Consider the following 20,443-nt stretch of genomic DNA (forward strand, 5'->3'; position numbering starts at 1 on the left):
ACTTCAACATTTTTATTTTCAAAAGGATTCTTCTTTTTTCAGTTTCTGATAGATCCGTCCTACCGGAAGTCCCACCACATTGTTATAATCTCCTTGGATTTTTTCTACAAACCGCGCACAAAGTCCCTGGATCCCGTAGGCTCCTGCTTTGTCCATCGGCTCTTTCGTGCTGACATACCATGCAATCTCTTCTTCTGTCATCGGGTACATGGATACTTTTGTCTCTTCCGCAAAGGTTGTCTGTTTTCCTTCCTCCAGCAGCGTCACACCGGTATATACACTGTGAGTCTGCCCCTGCAGCATGCGTAACATACGGATCGCATCTGCCTCATCTTTTGGCTTTCCGAGAATCTTCCCGTCATAAACCACAATCGTATCCGCCCCGATCACCAGCCAGTTCTCCGGTAACTGTGGCTCCAGCTCTTCCTTCACCGCAGCTGCTTTCTGTGTCGATAACGATTTTACCACTTCCACAGGATCTGTGCTTGTGATAATTTCCTCACCGTCTGCCGGATGCACTTCGAATTCTAATCCGATCTGTGTTAAAAGTTCTCTTCGTCTTGGGGACTGGGATGCGAGTATAATATTTTTCATAATTCTCCGTTTTCTCCCTTCTGCCGTTCCTGTGCAATTACAATTCCGCGACAGTATTTTCTTCTATTATTATGCCATATTCTCTCTTTTTTGTGAATCGTTTTTCATTCAGACAATACAGTAACGAGATAAAATACGCTTCGCGAATTTCACTCATTATCGCAGCAGTCGTCAAGGTCTTGTGCAAGCACAGACTTTGACTCGTTGCTCACGTAAAAAAACTGCCGTCCGAAACACTTCTTTTCATGTTCCGGACGACAGCCATATTCTGTGAAAGTAAGCAGAACGATAAGCCGGGTTATGTCTTGAATGGTCATCTATCTAATCCTGCTGTTGCCAGCAGGCTTCAGCGACCTACCTAAAAACGTGACGGGCAGCCACATAGTTTTTTGTTCGGTCTTGCTTCGGATGGGGTTTACATGTGCCCTCTCTGTCACCAGACAGGCGGTAGTCTCTTACACTGCCTTTCCACCCTTACCAGGCGAACCTGGCGGTTTATTTCTGTTGCACTGGCCTTGGAGTCACCTCCACCGGACGTTATCCGGCATCCTGCCCTTTGAAGCCCGGACTTTCCTCACCTGACCCCTTTCGGTTCTGTCAGCCGCGACCATTTATTCTACTTACCGAATCAGTCTACCACAGGAAAAACTTTTCGTCAAATACATTTTCTATTGTATTATTTGTATCGTGTAGTATAATACAAAATACAAGGAGGTGTTTTCATGATCATAAAAATCAATACACTCTCGCAGATTCCCCTGTATCTGCAGCTTCGCAACCAGATTGTAAAAGGCATCGGCAAAGGGGAACTGACCGAGGGTGAGTCCCTTCCCACCGTGCGGCAGATGGCTGCCGATCTTGGTATCAATACCATGACAGTGAGCAAAGCCTACCAGCTTTTGAAAAATGAAGGTTTTCTCTATACTGACCGCCGTCTGGGAAGTATCGTTCATATTCCGGAAAACGAGGAACCTTCTTCTCTTTTTCAGGAAAAACTGGAGGACGAACTGGAACTTTTAAGTGCGGAAGCCAGGATCCGCGGAATGAACCTGGAAGATTTTCTCAGTCTTTGCAGCAAAGTATTTGTGGAAATGGAGGTGGCTGTGGAATGATGCTCTTTTGGATTCTTGCGATTACCGATCTGATCATGGTCGGCATTACCTGGGCGGTTTATGGAAGTTCGGCAACGTATCGGGACGGGATGCTCCTTGGCGTTCATCTGCCGGAGTCTGCTGCATCCCTCCCGCCTGTAGTTCAGCTGACTGACAGCTACAAAAAACGTATCCGACAGTTTTATCTGCTGCATCTGTTTTTGGGTGTTGCAGTTGCCGCTCCTTTTTTCTGGCGGACTTCTGTGGCTATGATCCTCTGGTGTATCTGGCTTTGTGTGTTTTTGATCCGTGCAGTCTCTTTGCTGTACAGTGCCCACCGTCAACTGTATCTTCTGAAGCAGGATCTGAAACTATGCAATAGGGCAGAAGAATCTTTCACAGCAGCTGTTGATACTCACACTGCCACACAGACAGGAAAGGCAAAACTCCCTCTGTACTGGCATCTGCTTCCGCTGGTGATGGTTTTTATTCCGTTGTTTTTCTCCTCTGTCCGTAACTATATCCACGCCGATACTACCGGCTTACTCTTTCTGGTTACCTGGATTGCCGTCTGGCTGCTTTTTCTTCTGATCGCATGGTGCTATTCGAAAACCGGTAACCGAATCTACAGTGCCCATACGGAGATTAATCTTGCTATCAACATGCAGGAACATCGTTCCTGGTCCTGGATGTTTTTCTTCTACAGCCTGTGCAACAGCCTGGCCTTTATCAGTGAACTGATTTTCCTGGCAAACGATCTGGAATGGTACTGGTGGTCGCATCTGCTCTTTTTTATCTTCCAGACGATTCCGATCGTTACCATTTTCGTGATCTACTTCCGTGTAAAGAAGAAAAAGGCACAGATTCTTGCAGCAGACGATGCACCAATATACGTGGATGACGATTATTACTGGAGAAACGGCTGGTATAACAATCCCGTCGATCCCCGGCTTATAGTTCCCGACCGTTTCTGCGGGACGAACTTTACTACCAATATGGGAAGACCTGCAGGAAAGATTCTCACCGCCGGTCTGGCAGTTGTAGTTGCCGGACTGCTGATTTGGATGTGCGGACTGTTCTTACGTATGGATTTTGTTCCGGTGCAGATGTCCATAGATGGTACACAAGTTTCCATCACTTCCGGTTACACCGACACTTCTTTCTCTACAGACGAGATCCTGGATCTGCAGCTTCTGGACAGCCTGCCGGACGATTCCTTCGTCCGCTCCAACGGATCCGCTGACGGGCATCAGCTGCTCGGTGTGTTTAGAGGAAAGAAAACCGGTCCGTGCAGAATGTATGTAGAGCTGGATGAATCCCCGGTTCTTTCCATTCAGACCGATGAATACACGGTATTTCTTACGGCTCCGACAAAAATACAGGCAGAAAACTGGTATCAGGAGCTGAAAGATCATATGTTTGATAACTGACAACCAAACAAAACACAAAAGGAGTTTTCAATAACATACAAACGTTTTTTGAAAACTCCTTTTTATCACTTTTTATTCTTTTTTCTTTCCGTTGGAATCGTAAATCAGTTCTTTGTATTTTTCCACAAGTTCTTCGTACTGTTCCTCCGATTCTACGAATTTCTGAACCTGATGGTGCGCTTTCTTATGTTTTTCGGCGCGTGGTTTTGCTTCCAGAATGGTATAGGTATCTTCCTCTACCTGCAACGCATTTTCTATGGCTCTGGTCAGACCATTACAGCTGTATGTCGCGCCCGAAACAGCATCGGTATCCAGCGGTTTATTTTCCAGCACTTCTGTGATCACTGCCGGTGCCACATGGAAAAGATATTCCTCATTGTCATAATAAGATAGAATTCTGATTTTTTCTGCTTTCTGATCTTTTACCGTAACTTCTACTTTGATTTCTCCGCGAAAGCCATTGGCTGTTCCCTCATAGTTACCGTCTTTCAGCCGGATCTGACTCGTGACATCTGTCCCGTTTTCTGTTTTTTCCGGATAAATCGCCTGATCTACAGCTTTCAGGAGTCCTTTGCTGCTGTAGGTCGCACCGGAAACCGTATCCACCTCTGTTGATTGTTCTTTCAGCACTTTCGGAATCAGCTCTCTGATAACGCTCTGCATATAAGTAGCATCATCTTCATAATCCTGCACCTGCACATCAGAAATATTTCCATTTTTAATAGTGACCGTCACATCGATCTTACCACGGAATCCATTACCGGTTCCTGTATACGTTCCATCTGTATACGACCCTTTCTCTGTCACTTTTACATCTGCTGTTACGCTTGCCGTTTCATTTCCCGTTGCTTTTAACAGATACAGATTCATGCAGGAAAAGACAAGTATTGTCACCGCAAGACCCCAGCGGTTACTTTTCTGCTGTTTGCACTGATACGGACAGATTGAACAATCTCCGCTGTTTTTGCAGCTTCGCTTTCTTCTGTCCAAAGAGAAAAAGGAAAGCAGTGTATAAATTGCTCCCATCGGACACAGATATCTGCAAAACGCTCTGAAAAATACTGCCGATATGACCAGAACAATGATACAGATCCAGACACCTGCAGAAATCAGATTCTCTTTGCTGAAATTTCCTCTCAGCAGGGACAGCAGACTGGCAAATCCCTTCCAGGGGCTGATGACATCCAGCAGATTTTTCTTCCAGACAGCACTCACTGCCACAATCACCAGAACAGGATATTTCAGTTTGGAAAGAATTTTGTCTGTTTTCACCGAAAGCATACGTTTCTTACGGTATTTTGTCTGTTTTCGTATCAGGTTTCCCAAATCATAACTCAGATCCTGTGCCGCACCAAAACTACAGATATATCCGCAGTAATACCGTCCGAAAACCGCTGTTGTTACAACAGTTTCCAGCAGCAGAAGAACCGGTTCCCGCGCATAAGTAAAATCCATCACCGAAACTGCATGGATCAGCTTTTTTACCGCATACAGACTGGCAGCAAAAGACTCCGGTATCCACAGAAAAAACAGAATCTGGATTACAATTTTTATAACCTTAGAATATTGTTTTTTCATCATCGGATAAAGTTTGTCTGATTTCCTCTCTCTGTCTCCGGAAGTGACACACCTGCTACTTTTCCGGCTTCAAAACATTTCATCATCCAGGCCAGGTTCTTTGCCAGATTCCGCATGGTCTGCATTCCCTCTGCATCCATCTTCACTTCTCCCGGTTCACAGCCGTGTACCATGTTCCAGTAAGTAGAGCCGGCTACCGGCATCTGGCAGATGCCATAATATTTATTCAGTACATCGAAGGAAGCACTGCATCCACCGCGTCTTGCCACTGCTACAGAAGCCGCCGGTTTGAAGGCAAATGCTCTGCCGCTGCTGTAAAATACTCTGTCCAGAAATGACAGGATCCGTCCACTTGGATGTGCATAATAGACCGGTGTACCGAAGACAAATCCGTCCGCCTCTTTCGCCTTTGCCACGAATTCATTGACTTTGTCATCCGCAAACACACAGCCATTTTCATTACACTGTCCGCATCCGATACAGTCTCTCACCGGCTGACTGCCGATCTGAAAGATCTCATACTCGATGCCCTGTCTTTCCAGTTCCTTTCCTACTTCCAGAAGAGACTGGTATGTATTGCCTTCTTTTTTTGCGCTTCCGTTTAACATCAATACTTTCATACTTTCCACCCTTTCTTTTGAAAATGCCAGGGACAAAATCACTTTCACCCCTGACATTTTTTCATATATCTTTTATAAATATATATTTTTCGCACATTATTTTACACATCAAAACAGCTGCCGCCCACAAATTCCCTCAGGATAGAGTTCTTCGGGATATCCTCACTGGGGATCCCCACAAAATAATCCAGAAATTTTAACAGCCGCTTCGCTTCCTGATACTCCGGTTCGTCCGGACCGATCTGGAAGAGTACCGGCTCCGCGTACAGTTTCAGCACTGCCAGTTCATACAGAAGTGCCGAGTTAAACATTGCATCTGCCTGTTCCTGATAGGGGAAGATATTTTCATCCTCTCCACGGCGAACCGACGGCCACATCGCAATCGTTGCTTTCGCACTCGTTCCGCGGGTTCGGTTATCCCGGACAATCCGGCGAATCAATCGTCCGTCCGTCGTCGGAATCCGGTTGTGTTCGTCAATATTTAACTGCGTCAGCGCACTGATATAGATCTTGAATTTGCTCTCCGTCGGAAGCGAATAGCTCAGCCGGTCGTTCAGTCCGTGGATTCCCTCGATCACCAGAATATCGTTCGGCTGCATCTGCAGGAAATCGCCTTTGTACTCCCGTTTTCCCAGTTTGAAATTAAAGCGCGGCAGTTCCACCCGCTCACCCTTGAGCAGCGCATTCATATCACGGTTGAAAAGTTCTACATCGATGGCTTCGAGACATTCATAATTGTAGTCCCCGTTTTCATCCCGCGGCGTATCTTCCCGGTTCACAAAATAATTATCCACCGCGATCGGATGCGGTTTCATCCCGTGAGCCGCCAGCTGGATTGACAGGCGATGAGAAAATGTGGTTTTTCCTGAAGAGGACGGTCCGGCGATCATAACGAATTTTACACCGCCACGCTCGATGATCTGCTCTGCGATCTTTGAGATTCTTCCCTCCTGCAGGGCTTCCGAGATCAGCAGCAGTTCCTGCATTTTTCCTTTCGAGATCTTCTCGTTCAGTTCCCCTACCACGGAAACTCCCATCATCTCGCCCCATTTTTCCGCTTCTTTCTGCACCTGAAAAATCTTCGGTGACGGCGTAAACGGCGGCAGTTTTTCCGGTTCTTTCCGGGTCGGCATCTGCATCACAAAGCCCTCGTCATACGGATACAATTTGAAATATTTCAGATATCCGGTATGCCATACCATATACCCGTAAAAATAATCCTCAAATTCCTCCAGATTATAGATATTTACCCGGGAACTTCTCCGGTAACGAAACAGTTTTTCTTTGTCATACATACCATATTTGTGAAAGAGATCAATCGCAGAAGCCGTAGACACACTCCGTTTCATCACCGGCGCACGTTTTTTCACCAGTTCGTGCATATACGCTTCCACCCGATTCAGAAACGGCTGATCGATCGTCACATCTCCGTCGATCGTATAATAAAATCCCTCTCCCACCGTAAAATGCAGGACGATTTTTCTGATTTTCTCATGTCCTGCCACATGATAAATCGCCTTTAACAGCAGCAGATTCATACTTCTTTTGTAGGTTTTATGCCCGATACTGTCTGCCACCGTCACTAGTGAGATCTGACAGTCCCGGTGTATCTTTTTGTGAAGTTCGCGAAGCTTTCCATCCACCGTCACCAGTACAACCGGATACTTACAGTCCTGGTCAAAATCCTTGACAATTTCTCCATAAGGCGTTCCATCCGGATATTCCTTCTGTCTGGTACCGACTGTTACTTTACACATCTTAAGTCCCATCTTCACCACTCCTTTCATCTGCCGCTACACCACCTCGTACGGATGATGTACTCTGGCGGAGCCAACTTCAAGTTCCGGAAACATTGCTTCCAATTCCTGTTTCATATATGCGATAAATCCATATTCTGTTCCATAATGACCGGCATCGATCACAGCGATTCCCTGTGCTACCGCATCGATTGCGGAATGATAGTCCACATCTCCGGTGACGATCACATCCGCGCCCTTGGCGATCGCGCCACGGATCATACTTTTTCCGGATCCGCTGCTGACTGCCACACGACAGACGCTTTTTGCCGGATCCCCGTACATCCGTACATCCGGAATCTCAAAGTCATTTCTTACTTTTTCGGCAAATGTTTTCAGATCCATCGGTGCATCCAGCACACCCACTTTTCCGATCCCTTCCCCGGGAGCGGTCTCTTCGAGTACTTCACATTCCGCAAGCCCCAGACATTCCTGGTTCAGCTGTGCCATACCCTTCACATCAAAGTTTGTATGCATCGCATAATAACACAGATCCGCCTGGATCATCGTGATCAGTCTGCGACCGATAAAATCTGCACTTGTCACCTTCTTTACCGGAGAAAACAACATCGGATGATGCGTGATCAGAAGATCCGCACCGAATTCCAGTGCCTGTGCAATCGTCTCCTCCGTGGCATCCAGCGCCGTGAAAACCTTTTTGATCTCCTTGTCTTCTCTTCCCACCAGAAGTCCTACGTTATCCCATTCCAGTGCATAGGAAGGATTCCACCGTTCTTCCAGTTTTTCCATGATTTCTTTACAGGTCATCGTTCATACACCTCCAGTGCCTGCCCGATCAGCCGGAGTTCATCTTCCAGCTCTTTTTGCCGTGCGGTGATCTTTTCTGCTTTTTTCCCGTCTGCTGCAAGTTTTTCCTGTATTTTTTTACAGGTTTTCTCTTTTTCTTTCAGATATTCCTGTAATACCGGATGTTTCTCTTCCAGCAGATACTTTCCATACTGTAACTCCACATCCTGCCACAGCGGCATTTCCCCATGTACTGCCCGCATGGCGGGATAATATTTTCCGTCCTCGAACACCATCTCTTCTCCGGTGATCGCATAGCCGTGGGTCAGAAGGTACAACCGCACTTTGTCGATCTCCGACTGGGGCTGTAAGATCAGTTCCTGTACGGAAGAAAGTACATCTTTCCCCGCTTCCAGGATCTTTATCGTCAGCGCCCCGCCCATACCGGCAATCAGGACAGAATCCGCCTCCCCAGGGCACAGAGCCTGTACACCATCGGAGAGGCGGGTATGTATATCTGTTTCCAGATCAAATTGTCGTATATGCTCTTTTGCACGCTCGAGCGGTCCCGGATTGATATCCATCGCCAGCGCCGACGGGATCACGCCTTCGAGACGCAGAGCGATCGGAATATATCCGTGATCCGTTCCCACATCTGCCAGCCGGTTCCCCGGTGTCACAAAAGAAGCATTCATCCGAAGTCTTCTGGATAATTCCATTAATCCAGGTAATCCTTCAGCTTTCTGCTGCGACTGGGGTGACGCAGTTTTCTTAACGCTTTCGCTTCGATCTGACGGATACGTTCTCTTGTGACATTGAATTCTTTTCCTACTTCTTCCAGCGTTCTGGCTCTTCCATCATCCAGACCAAAACGCAGGCGAAGTACTTTCTGTTCTCTCTCGGTCAGCGTGCTCAGCACCTCTACCAGCTGTTCTTTTAACAGGGTAAATGCTGCCGCATCTGCCGGTACCGGAACATTATCATCCTGGATAAAATCTCCCAGGTGGCTGTCTTCCTCTTCACCGATCGGGGTTTCCAGAGATACCGGTTCCTGAGAGATCTTCAAGATCTCACGGACTCTCTCTACCGGCATGTTCATCTCTTCTGCGATCTCTTCCGGCGTAGGTTCACGGCCTAACTCCTGCAATAACTGTCTGGACACACGGATCAGTTTGTTGATGGTTTCTACCATATGCACCGGAATACGGATCGTTCTCGCCTGATCGGCGATCGCACGGGTGATTGCCTGACGGATCCACCAGGTTGCATAGGTACTGAACTTGTATCCTTTGGTGTAATCGAATTTTTCTACTGCTTTGATCAACCCCAAGTTACCTTCCTGAATCAGATCCAGGAACAGCATGCCACGTCCCACATAACGTTTTGCGATGCTGACTACCAGACGAAGGTTGGCTTCTGCCAGACGTTTTTTCGCTGCCTGATCTCCGTTTTCCATTCGTTTTGCCAGCTCGATCTCTTCTTCTGCACTCAGAAGCGGTACTTTACCGATTTCTTTCAGGTACATACGGACCGGATCTTCGATGCTAACACCTTCCGGCACGGAAAGGTCAATATTTTCCAGATCCACTTCCTCTTCTTCCATATGCATGTCTTCGTTATCCAGCAGTGCGTCATCTTCGGTTACCCGGAGTACATCCACACCGTTGGATTCCAGATATTCAAAGATCAGATCCATCTGCTCGTTGTTCAGGGTGATTCCTTTGAAGAAATCATTGATTTCCTGATACTCCAGCACATTTTTCTTCTTCTTGCCTAATTCCACAAGGTTTTTCAACTGTTCTGCAAATTGGGCTTTATCCATTTCCATCTGTTTTTCCATCCTTCCATATATTGTTTATATTTTATCCTTAACGAAAAGAAATATGCAAATGCAGCTTTCCGGCTTTCAGTTCTTCCAGCTCTTTTTTCGCCTGCATCAGCTGCATCAGCCCCTGCATGTCCGTAGGTACCAGATGCTCCGTGCGGTGCGCGATACTGTCTTCCTTCATTCTGCATATCACATCCAGTAATGCCTGCTCCCTCTCCTGTTCCGAATCCAGCGGTATCGTGGCGTTAAATACAGCTGCCACCTCGGTCTGTTCTTCGCTGTCCGTAAACTGGTTCAGAAGTCTTGCCGGGTTCGGTTCCCCCTGCCGGTACTGTTCATACAACAGTTCGGCAACCTGATGATAGAGGGGTCTGGTAAAATCATCCGGTCCGATATACCGGCTCACCTCCCCGAAAATCTCCGGATAAGATGTCAGCCAGGTAAGCATCAGTTTCTGGGATACCTCGTATCCGTTCTGCTTTTCTTTATTACGGTTCTGACCCGATTTTGGTTTGACGGTCTCTGTCATTCCTGCACCTTTCATCGCCAGCCGGTTGACCATTTTTCTGAGTTCCTCCGGCTCCACCTGATAGGTTCGGGCAATGGTTTTGATATAACTGCTCCGTTCCAGCTCATCCTCAAAACGCAGCAGCCGTTTTGCCGTCTCTTTGAAAAAGTCCGTTCTGCCCTGCGGGTCTTCCATATCGTACTGACCCTCCAGTGCTTTCAGTTCATACATAAAGCTGTTCATTCCATGATCCAGCCGCTCCTGAAACGCTTCTTTTCCCATGTTTTTGATAAATTCATCCGGATCCTTGTAAGGTCTCAGATTGATCACCTTTGTGGAAAGTCCGGCAGTCTTTAACATCGGAATCGCCCGAAGTGCCGCTTTCACACCCGCCTCGTCACTGTCATAGATGATCAGGACTTCATCAGTATACCGTTTCAGAAGACTCGCCTGCTGGGAGGTCAGCGCCGTTCCCAGAGACGCCACTGCATTGTTAAATCCTGCCTGGTGCATGGAGATCACATCCATGTAACCCTCGCAGATGATCAGGTTTTTCTTTCTCGATGAACGCGCCATATTCAGTCCGTACAGGTTCCGGCTCTTGTCAAAGATCTTCGTCTCCGGGGAGTTCAGGTATTTGGGCTTCGCATCCCCCATAACCCTGCCGCCAAATCCGATCACGCGGTTGTTTACATCCATAATCGGATAGATCACACGGTTCCAGAACTTATCGTACATGCCACGTTTTTCATCCACATTAAACAGTCCTGACTGTCTCAGCAGATCATCGGAATATCCTTTTCCCTTCAGATAGCGGTACAGGTTGTTGCTGAACTTATCAGAATACCCGAGACCGAACTTATTGATTGTCTCATCGCTGAGTTCTCTGCCTTTCAGGTACGCCATCCCCTGTTCCCCGACTTTCTGACGCAGCTGATAGTAATAAAACTTCGCCGCTTCTTTATTAATCTGAAGAAGTGCTGATTTCAGATCCGCCTGTTCTTTTGCTTCTTTGGAATATTCCAGCTTCGGAAGTTCCACTCCTGCGCGGTCCGCCAGCATCTCCAGTGCTTCCGGGAATGTAAAATTCTCATATTCCATCAGAAAGGTAAATACATTACCACCTGCTCCGCATCCAAAGCAGTAATACATCTGTTTTCCGGGACTTACGGAAAATGACGGTGATTTTTCATTATGAAAGGGACAAAGTCCGAAATAAGAACTTCCTTTTCGCTGCAATTTCACATAGCCGGAAATCACATCTACAATATCGTTTTTCATTCGAATTTCTTCGATCAGATCATCCGAATAACGCATGTTTTCTCTCTCCTTTATCCACTGTTGTCATTTACCCACGTATATATATATTCCCCGTGCGGCGACAATATCCTTTTTTATTTGTCCGGCTTCTCTTTTTCTTCGACAAAATTCGCGTTTTTCGCTACTGTTTTGTCTTTTTATATAATTTCTTTTCTTTGGCAGATATCTGGTCTGATCAATATACCGCCCAGGCTGCTGGAATAAAGAGTTCTTTGAATTTTGCCATCGCATACTGATCCGTCATACCGGAAATATAATCGCATACCACACGTTCCTTACTCTCACCTTCTGCGATCAGCTTCTGATATTCTCCGGACATCTGCTCGGGGTGTTTGCTGTAGTACAGGTACATCTCCTGCAGCATGGTCTTTGCTTTTTCCTCTTCCTTTTTCGCTACCGGATTATTATAAACACTTCGAAACATCAGTGCCCGCAGTTCCCGCATTGCCTCTCCGATCTCCTGCGTCATTTCCACCTTATCTTTGCCGTAACTGTTTCGAATGGTATCATGAATCAATGTATTTAACCGTTCCTTACAGGAATCTCCCAGTGTCACCCGGATTGTAATCGGGATATCATCTTCCTGAAAAATCCCGGCTCTCTGTGCGTCGTCCATATCATGATGGATATAGGAAATCTTATCACACAGCCGCACCACCTGTCCTTCCAGCGTATGCGGTGTGCCGGATGTCCGGTGATTCAACATTCCATCCCGTACCTCCCAGGTCAGGTTCAGCCCTTCCCCATTCTTCTCCAGCCGATCCACCACCCGGACACTCTGCTTAAAATGAGCAAAGCCTTCCGGGCAGATCTCATTCAGCGCCGACTCACCCGCATGCCCGAACGGCGTATGTCCGAGATCATGTCCCAGCGCAATCGCCTCCACCAGATCCTCATTCAGTTCCAGTGCCTTCGCGATCGTCCGCGCCGTCTGCGACACCTCCAGCGTATGCGTCAGCCGGGTCCGATAATGATCCCCCTGCGCCGCCAGAAACACCTGCGTCTTATCCTTGAGCCTCCGAAACGCCTTCGAATGAATAATCCGATCCCGGTCTCTCTGATAAACCGTCCGGATATCACACTCCTCCTCCACACGCGCCCGTCCCTTCGACTCCCTGCTGTGCGAAGCATATGGACTCAGATACTGATACTCCCGTTCTTCTGCCCGTTCCCTGATATTCAAACACACCACCCCTTCCATTACAAAAAACGCCAAAAAGACATTTCTTTTTCACCTATTCTGTTAAATATATTCCACCCCTCTCCCGCAAAATCCTTTTTATTTTCCCATTTCTTCGCTGTATTCACTTAATTGTGTATACATTTATCGAAATTTATTTTTTATATAGAGACAAAAACTGCCACACTCACCCGAGTGTGACAGTTCCTTCTCTTTATTTCATCAAATGCACCTCCGCATAATTGCATCCCAGCGCCAGTGCTCTCTCATGATCATCCACATAGATATCAATATGATTCTCCTTCACTCCGCTGCCGCAATCCTGCGCCGTAAAAATATGTCCGTTGATAATAACCTTCGTTCCATAAGGAATCACCGAAGGATCCACCGCAATCGTTTCTCCTTCCGCAACTCTCGCTCCCGAAGCCGTAATTCCGGTTGCCTTTCCGCAGCACTTTGCACAGGCACAGTAATATGTCAGCTTAAAAAGCCCCAGATCCTGTCCGTACATCGCTTCTGTTGCATTGACCTCGCTGATATTCTTACTTCCTGCGATCACTTTCGTATCTTCAAAAAGTTCCAGTGCAAAACTCTCCTGCGTGGTATCTACCTTTACCGTCGCTACTTTTCCTCTCGTCTCAGAAGCCTGTACTATCTTGCCGTCACCCACATAGATACCGGCTGCACTTGCTTCCTCCCCGGATCCGTAACAGATTACATCGCCCGGTTTTGCCTGATCCACAGAAACCTTTCCCTGTTCCTGTACATTTCCATCTTTATCCGTAACATCATATCCGTACGCCTCATAAATCTGCTCGGCAAATTCCTTCGTGTCGATTCCCTCGCAAAGACTGGTTCCTTCTTTCTCCCAGACTGTTCCGAGGAACCCATTGGCGTAATCCACGATCGAATCACGGATTGCTCCGTCCGGAATTCCTGCTTTCATGGAAGTAATTGTATAATAAAGTGCCGGATTCTCCTTCGGATCTACCTGAGCAACTGCCAGTGTAAACTGATCCTCCCCGGTCTTTTTCACTTTTTTATTTACTTTCTTGCCGGTTTGCAGGTATTCTTTCTTTACAAATCCACGGACCTCTCCGGATTCCACATACACCCATTCTTCCGTCTCATCTGCCAGAATATAGCACAGATTTCCTTTTTTCATCGTTCCGACGATCTCACTGTCTGTGTTCTTATCCGCCCGGATATTCAGCTCATCACCTTTGCACAGTGCATAGCTTTTTTTTGCTTCGGTCTGCTGAATCGTCGCACGATAATAGGTGTACGCCTGATTTTCCGCCGGTGCGATCATCTCCACCGCATAAACCGGAGTCAGCAGTGCTTCATTCTTATCTCCGATTTTTTTCACCGCTTTTTTCTCTACAAAGCCACGGACATTTCCGGACTCCACATAGTACCAGCCTTCTTCTTTCTTTAAGATATAGCAGATACCGCCCTCTTTCAGACTTCCCACGCTCCGGGAATCCTCAGACATCTCTTCTTTGATCTCCAGATTTGCCTTCGCCTGTGCTGCTTTTTTGCTGGCTGATACCGTCCAGAAACGATAATCTTCTACGGTCACCGGCACTTCTACCGACTGTGGAAATGCGGTAATAACCGGTATATTTTCCGCTTCTGCCTCCTGCGCCGGATCTGCCGCTTCCGGTGTTGTGATTGCTTCCGGTGTCGCAGATGGCTGTGTGGTTGTCTCTGTCGGTGCCGGAGTTGGTGTTGTCACATCCGGTGTTGCCGATGGCGTTGGCGTCACTGTTGGCGTCGGTGTTTCCTCCGGTGTCGGTTCCGGCGTTGCAACCGGTGTAATCTGTGGCGAACCATCTGTCTGTATGATCACAAAACCGTTATTCAATACATATGTATATCCATCCGGTAAATGATATCCCGTTCTTGCCTCAAACTGTTCCGGGGTCTCCTGTAATTCTGCTGCCTCTGCCGTCTGTAAACTGGTTTCTCCCTCCTGTGCAGCCACAGCCGGCACTGCCATAGATACTGTCATCGTACATGCCATGGACAGTGCCAGCATGCGTTTCCATTTTTTTCTTATCACTTTCTGGTATTTCCTCCTGTTGCTCCTCGTCACGTATATTCCCCTGATTATCTATTATAATCCTTTATAGTTTTCCTGTCAAAATTGTAATGCTGGCATTATTGACAAATTTTATCCATAAAATTTATGCTAATCACCGAACTTTCTTCAATACAGTTCTGCAATCCGCGTAATGCCCACATAGATTTCCTGAATCTTATACCAGGTCGGATAATCGACAATTCCCGTCTGCCCCAGTCCAAACACGGACTGAAACTGCCGGACTGCCTCTTTTGTCCGCTCTCCGTAAATTCCGTCCACCGGTCCCTGCGGAACTTCCGTGTAAACTTCTCCGATCGTATTTAGCTGTTCCTGGATCTGTCTCACTTTCACACCGCTCGCCCCGATATCCAGATCATATCCCGGCCAGGATGCCGGAATCCCGGAGATTTCCTCCGCGGAATTGATGTACATGCTGTCCCCGTAATAGTTTCTGAGAATCTCGATCGCAGTATAGTTCTGATCTCCCAGATACTTACTTCCCCACTGACTCATCCACTGCGGACAGGTCACTCTCTGTCCATCGCAGTACTGCGTCAGGATCGGCTGCCGGACATTCGGACGGGACAGGTAATTTTCAAAAAGTTCATCCACAATGTTGGAGATACTGTCGAAAATGTTGCGGCCGTAGATCCATTTGTGATCGAAGGCGGTGGACGAAGTGATCGTAAAATCGTATCCTTTATTTCTATACCATTCGGTATACACGCGGTTCAGTGTAAACGACATGATCGCCAGGACATTTGCCTTGATCGTCTCTGCCGGCCAGGTTGCATAGATTTCGCTGCACGCCACATTTTTGATATAATCCCGGTATCTCACATAATAATTATTGGCGGTTGAATCTGACGGAGAGCCATCATGAACCACTACATATTCCGGGATTACCACACGGCTCAGTACGATTTCCCCGGACTCATTCACCGGTTTCACCTCTTCCTCCGGGATTTTTTCCGGATAATCACCAAACAACGTATGATCCGGGATCACCACATCTTCATAGGCACCGTCGCTGAGCGGTCGAAGTTCTATTTTCTGTCTGCTGATCTCACCGGACAGGATCTCACTTCCGGATACTTCCACCGGTTCGTATCCTTCTGCCTCCACATTCAGATTGTATTTCGAATACGGCTGTTCCACCGAAGGCTGCAGGCTGTACTCCACCGGCGGTGCTGCAAGTTCCAGCATTTCCGTCTGCCCGCTGCTGTTCGTCTGTACCTGTTCTAACGGCTGCCCCGGCGCTCCGGTATAACTGATACTGATTTTTGCTTCCCGGATGGGTCGGTTCTGAATCCGAGACACAATCTGGATCTGAAGCTGACCACGGTCGGATGCGGTCTGCATGGATTTTATAACAGGAGATGACATTTTGAGAGTTCCTCTCAATGATGACCGTTTTGGTTAATATATGCACACAAACCGTTTCTGTGACTGGCGGTGTGGCGATTGCGAAAGCGGTATACAAAAAGAACCACAGGTTCTGTTTTATACAAAACGTCCTCTGTGGTTCTCTGTGCTACTGTCTTTTACTGTTTTCTGTATCTTCTTTTGAAGATTACACCTGCAGCTACAGCCACAAGTGCAATTGCCATCATACACAGATACATCACTACATTCGATGTATCCCCTGTATTCACACCTTTGCTCTCCGTTGTGCTTCCAGCTGTATTTGCCGTATTACTTACTTTGTTTATTGTGCTGTTCGCTGTATCGCCAGTTGTCGGATTTTCCTGAACGGTATCTTGTCCTGCGCCGTTATTATCCGTGTTTCCGGATGTAGCGGTTCCACCGTTATTGTCCGTATTTCCCGGTGTATTGGTTCCGCCGTTTTCATCATCCTTGTTATCCGGGTTTTTGTCCGGCTCCTCCGGATTCTTATCTGGCTCTTCCGGAGTGATCGGTTTGTTATCATCCGGATCCGTAGCTTTCTTGACAATTTCAAACTTGTCTGCTCCATCCGGCTCCTGTGCTAACACATAGTTGCTGTTCATCTGTGCGGTATTGACATAGATGTCATAGAATCCCGGTTCTTCTCCTGCTTCACGTGTCAGCGTGATTCCCAGCTCGTCTCCGTCCACAAGCGCATTTTCTTCTGCCGCCTGTGCAGTTACCTCATCTGTCACTCTGGCTGCTACATAAGTCAGTTCCGGATCTTCTTCTCCCTCGGTCTTTTGTTTCGGGTCAATGGTAACACTGAGTTTTCTTGGCTGTACCGTAAGTGTACCTGCTGTATATGTCACCTCAAAGTTCTCATTTTCCAGTCCGGTCGCAGTAATCGCATATGCCTGATTGGCTGCCAGATATTTTCCTTCCTCCTGTCCTTCAATACCGAAAGTCAGAGAAGGGAAATCCTCTGCCACATTGACTTTTTCCGGTGCTGCAACTGTTCCGTCCATATCATAAACCGTATAAGTAACGGATGGCACGGTATCGCCATATGTCATTTCCAGAGAATCGGTCTGTACGGTAACCGGTCTTTTCCGAATCTCAAAGGTACGATCCACACAGTTGATTTTATAGTTTTTATTTGCATTTTCGATCTGTGTTGTCAGTGTATAGAAACCTGCTGTCTCTGCAGGATCTGTTTTCACAACGGAAATTGTTCCAAGTGTTGCGATTTCTTCTGCTGACAGTACATTCTCATTTGCATCGGTCACTGTATAGGTGAATTCCGGCAGTGTATCACGATAATAAACCGGTCCACAGCTGTCCGGTGTAACGGTTACCTCTTTCTGTACAATAAACAGTCTTGCATAGACAGCTTCGATACATTTGTATTTGTCGCTGCCTGCATAAGATGCCATTACCTGGTACATGCCTGTCTCTGTCGGCGGAATTTCACTCTTATATCCGGAAGAACTCATATAAATAATACTTGCTTCCGCAATTCTTTCCTCTCCACTGTATACACCGGCTGTCACCCCATGTGGATTGCCGTCGTATGGAACGGTATAGATATTATCGGCATCTGCACCGTCGAACCGGATCTCTGTCTCCGCTCTCTTCACGGTATAGCATCTGATGACCGGCTCTGCCACATAGTTTCCGCCAATGGTATAGATGGTTTCTATATAAGATCCAGGCTCACGAAGTGGTTCCTCACTGCATGTGATTACTTCACCTGTATTTGCCACACCGGAATATTTTGCTTTTACATTGGCTGTAACAGTCTGTCCATTCTGTACGGCTTTTCCGCCAAATCCAAAGTTCTGTGCTTCCTGATAGGTCAGTGTACAGCCTTCCGGAAGCGGATTATTGAACTCCAGTTTTACGTTCTCGGTCTGCGGAGCGATTGTCAGATAGCCGACACCAACTGCCGTCTCATAGTTCTGACTCGTGGATGCTCCAACTGCCAGATATACCCCGGACTCTGTCGGACGCTTGAAAGAGATTTCAAAATCCGCTGCTGCCGGATAAATCTTCAGAATGGCATCCACAATTTTCTGGACTGCGGAAATAACGCCTGCATTGTCTCCCAGATTCGGAAGTTTATTGATAATAGTCATCAGATTTCCGATCTTTACTTTTCCACTCGGTACCAGCGTCAGAATCGCATTTTCCAGCGGAATTTCTATCGTTGTACCAATAACAGGGATCTGCTGTTTGATCACTACATTGGACACATCGAATCCGACAAAAGTTTTTCCGTTTCCGTCAATTCCCACAATCATGCCTATCGGCACTGCATCTGCCGGATCTGCCGCAAATACCTGTGAAAAGCTTTCGCCGTATTTGATATTCTGGCTGTTCACCCATACACTGGCATCCCCTTTTTTGATTGTGATAACCGTGGTCGTACTGCTGGAAAGATAGTCATCATTTCCATTATAAGTAACGGTAATTTCCTGTTCTCCCGCAGACCATTCGTCTGTTGCCGGAGTATAGGAAAAGTCATCTGCTGTTGTATCGATCACATTTCCTTCTGCATCGGTCACCGTTGCATTCTGTGCGATCAAAACCCGGATCACTGCATCCATCATTTCGGTGCTCTGATATTTCATCATGATTCCGTCATTTACAGAAACCGTAGTTGCCTCACGCAAATCCTTTAAAGTAATGATGACCGTCTTGCTCATGGACGGATATTTCTCCGTTCCCGAATAGGTGATCCGTATTTTTTCTGTTGATTTTCCGAAACTGTGTAAGGTAGGTTCATACCATTCCGGCTGATATCCCAGTGCTTTCCAGTTTCCAAGACCGGTCAGTGATGCATCGTATTCTATTGTAAGATTGTTGAGCGTTACCTCCGGTACACTTTCCGTTCCCATGACTGCATCAAAGATATTCTGTGTCACCTTATCCATGGACATTCCTTCACGGTAAGACACTTCCGCATCTGCTGCGTCCAGATTACATGCAACAGTCTCAGCTGTCACCTGAATCTCAGCATCGTTGACAGCACCGGAATTCAATGTAACGGTTGCCGTCTGATTCTGATAGGTAACATTTTCCACCGGTGTCCCATTGACCAGAATGTTCTCTACTGCATAACCACTTTCCGGTACTGCACTGACGTTATAACTCTCATTCAGTCCCACCCGGATTCTGTCTGCGGTCTGACCATTTACCTGGATACTTCCATTGGACGGTGTCGTCACATAGATATTGACACCTTCCGACGCCTCATATACAACGCTGATCGTTGTATCCGCTGTCAGGGCAGAAAGCTTATATGTACCATCCGCTTCCGGATTCATCACGGTTTCGCTGGTTTTTACCGTTGTCGTATAGCCTTCTATCTGTTTCACGGTAAAAGTTTTGCTTTCATCACTGTATACTTTCACCGTACCGGTTACATCCGCACCATCCATCTGCACGCCGGCTTCTGTGAGATCTGTGATGCTGAATGTTACATTATAATAGATTTTAACCGTAACACTTCCGGCAGTCTCCCACACATACTTTGGTTTAAAAACACTTCCTTTATTCACATATTTTTCAACGGTCATGCTGCCAGCTGAAAAATGATAATCCGTCAGAGCGTTTAACGCGGAAACCTCCGCCTGTTTTTCGCCCTGCGTATATCGATATTTGGTAGCTGTACCAAACCATTCGTTAAATTTACTCAGCAGTCCGGCTCCTTTTACGGCATCTGTTGCATGGATCTCCAGCGTTTTTTCCGCTGTATCCGCCTGTGTTGCCGACATGCTCTGTGGCGCTGTATCTGCGGACTGTGCTGCATCACTGCTTTTTGCATCCTGTGATGCTTCTTTCTGCTCTGTGGACTGCGTACCTTCTGTCACCTTCCCTGTTGCATCGTTTGTCGAAGTCTCCACACTTTCATTGCTTCCTGCTGTGTTCTCATCTTTGTCTTTTTCAGAATCCACAACATTCCCGTTTCCTTCCGTATCCACGGAAGCTTCTTCCTGCTGCTGTTCCTGCACTTCCTGCATCCGTACATCACTTTCCGCATAAACCGCAGCCGGTACATTCCCCAGTATCATCGAACAGACCAGCACTGACGCAAGTAACTTCCTGTACTTCTGGTTTTTCATATTTTTCTCCTCTCATAAAACCTCTCCGGATGACTTCCTTTATCACCCGAACAAACTGTAATTATTTTCCACTCTACAGTTTTTATCTATCCTACCTTGCTTTTTTCCAAAAGTCAATCGGCTTTTTTTACAAATTTTTCATATTTTTTATA

General features: G+C 46.9%; 14 protein-coding genes and 1 other RNA gene. 2 read left to right on the forward strand and 13 right to left on the reverse strand.

Features of this window, described 5'->3' with window-relative positions:
- Window positions 1–18: 18 nt before the first annotated feature.
- Together ETP43_RS10095 and rnpB are read right to left on the reverse strand one after the other, a co-directional pair.
- Entirely contained in the window at window positions 19–594 is a 576-nt protein-coding gene (locus tag ETP43_RS10095; RefSeq protein WP_129257959.1) for a Maf family protein, read from the reverse strand.
- A gap of 273 nt (window positions 595–867) precedes the next feature.
- Window positions 868–1,217, reverse strand: an RNA gene (gene rnpB / locus ETP43_RS10100) — RNase P RNA component class A.
- A 99-nt stretch (window positions 1,218–1,316) separates the two neighbouring features.
- Between rnpB and ETP43_RS10105 the strand changes: the two genes are divergently transcribed.
- Window positions 1,317–1,706, forward strand: a complete 390-nt coding sequence (locus tag ETP43_RS10105; RefSeq protein WP_022398528.1) for a GntR family transcriptional regulator — start codon at window positions 1,317–1,319, stop codon at window positions 1,704–1,706.
- On the forward strand, window positions 1,703–3,115 hold the full coding sequence (locus ETP43_RS10110) for a hypothetical protein (RefSeq protein WP_129257960.1): 1,413 nt from the start codon (window positions 1,703–1,705) through the stop codon (window positions 3,113–3,115). Before ETP43_RS10105 ends, ETP43_RS10110 begins: the two co-directional genes overlap by 4 nt.
- A gap of 72 nt (window positions 3,116–3,187) precedes the next feature.
- Here ETP43_RS10110 and ETP43_RS10115 read toward each other — a convergent pair whose 3' ends face one another.
- From ETP43_RS10115 to ETP43_RS10165, 11 genes are all read right to left on the reverse strand, one after another.
- On the reverse strand, window positions 3,188–4,696 hold the full coding sequence (locus ETP43_RS10115; RefSeq protein WP_129257961.1) for an FMN-binding protein: 1,509 nt from the start codon (window positions 4,694–4,696) through the stop codon (window positions 3,188–3,190).
- A complete protein-coding gene (locus ETP43_RS10120; protein ID WP_129257962.1) occupies window positions 4,693–5,313 on the reverse strand; it encodes a flavodoxin family protein in 621 nt (206 codons plus the stop codon). Before ETP43_RS10120 ends, ETP43_RS10115 begins: the two co-directional genes overlap by 4 nt.
- A gap of 101 nt (window positions 5,314–5,414) precedes the next feature.
- Window positions 5,415–7,082: a nucleoside kinase gene (locus ETP43_RS10125; protein ID WP_129257963.1), complete on the reverse strand. Its 1,668-nt coding sequence runs from the start codon at window positions 7,080–7,082 to the stop codon at window positions 5,415–5,417.
- Window positions 7,083–7,106: 24 nt separating this feature from the next.
- Entirely contained in the window at window positions 7,107–7,877 is a 771-nt protein-coding gene (locus ETP43_RS10130) for a Nif3-like dinuclear metal center hexameric protein (RefSeq protein ID WP_129257964.1), read from the reverse strand.
- Complete coding sequence (locus tag ETP43_RS10135) at window positions 7,874–8,575, reverse strand: tRNA (adenine(22)-N(1))-methyltransferase (RefSeq protein ID WP_129257965.1); 702 nt, start codon at window positions 8,573–8,575, stop codon at window positions 7,874–7,876. The genes ETP43_RS10130 and ETP43_RS10135 overlap by 4 nt, the downstream gene beginning before the upstream one ends.
- Window positions 8,575–9,684 (reverse strand): RNA polymerase sigma factor RpoD, encoded by a 1,110-nt coding sequence (gene rpoD / locus ETP43_RS10140; RefSeq protein ID WP_129257966.1) that lies wholly within the window; start codon window positions 9,682–9,684, stop codon window positions 8,575–8,577. The genes ETP43_RS10135 and rpoD overlap by 1 nt, the downstream gene beginning before the upstream one ends.
- Before the next feature lie 40 nt (window positions 9,685–9,724).
- Window positions 9,725–11,509, reverse strand: a complete 1,785-nt coding sequence (gene dnaG, locus ETP43_RS10145; protein ID WP_129257967.1) for a DNA primase — start codon at window positions 11,507–11,509, stop codon at window positions 9,725–9,727.
- A 178-nt stretch (window positions 11,510–11,687) separates the two neighbouring features.
- A complete protein-coding gene (locus ETP43_RS10150) occupies window positions 11,688–12,695 on the reverse strand; it encodes a deoxyguanosinetriphosphate triphosphohydrolase (protein ID WP_129257968.1) in 1,008 nt (335 codons plus the stop codon).
- A gap of 211 nt (window positions 12,696–12,906) precedes the next feature.
- A complete protein-coding gene (locus ETP43_RS17930) occupies window positions 12,907–14,757 on the reverse strand; it encodes a 3D domain-containing protein (RefSeq protein ID WP_129257969.1) in 1,851 nt (616 codons plus the stop codon).
- A gap of 147 nt (window positions 14,758–14,904) precedes the next feature.
- Window positions 14,905–16,140, reverse strand: a complete 1,236-nt coding sequence (locus tag ETP43_RS10160) for a peptidoglycan-binding protein (protein ID WP_243114339.1) — start codon at window positions 16,138–16,140, stop codon at window positions 14,905–14,907.
- A 182-nt stretch (window positions 16,141–16,322) separates the two neighbouring features.
- On the reverse strand, window positions 16,323–20,291 hold the full coding sequence (locus ETP43_RS10165) for an MBG domain-containing protein (RefSeq protein ID WP_129257971.1): 3,969 nt from the start codon (window positions 20,289–20,291) through the stop codon (window positions 16,323–16,325).
- Window positions 20,292–20,443 lie beyond the last annotated feature (152 nt).

It is taken from the genome of Blautia faecicola (assembly GCF_004123145.1).
Taxonomy (GTDB): Bacteria; Bacillota; Clostridia; order Lachnospirales; family Lachnospiraceae; genus Oliverpabstia; species Oliverpabstia faecicola.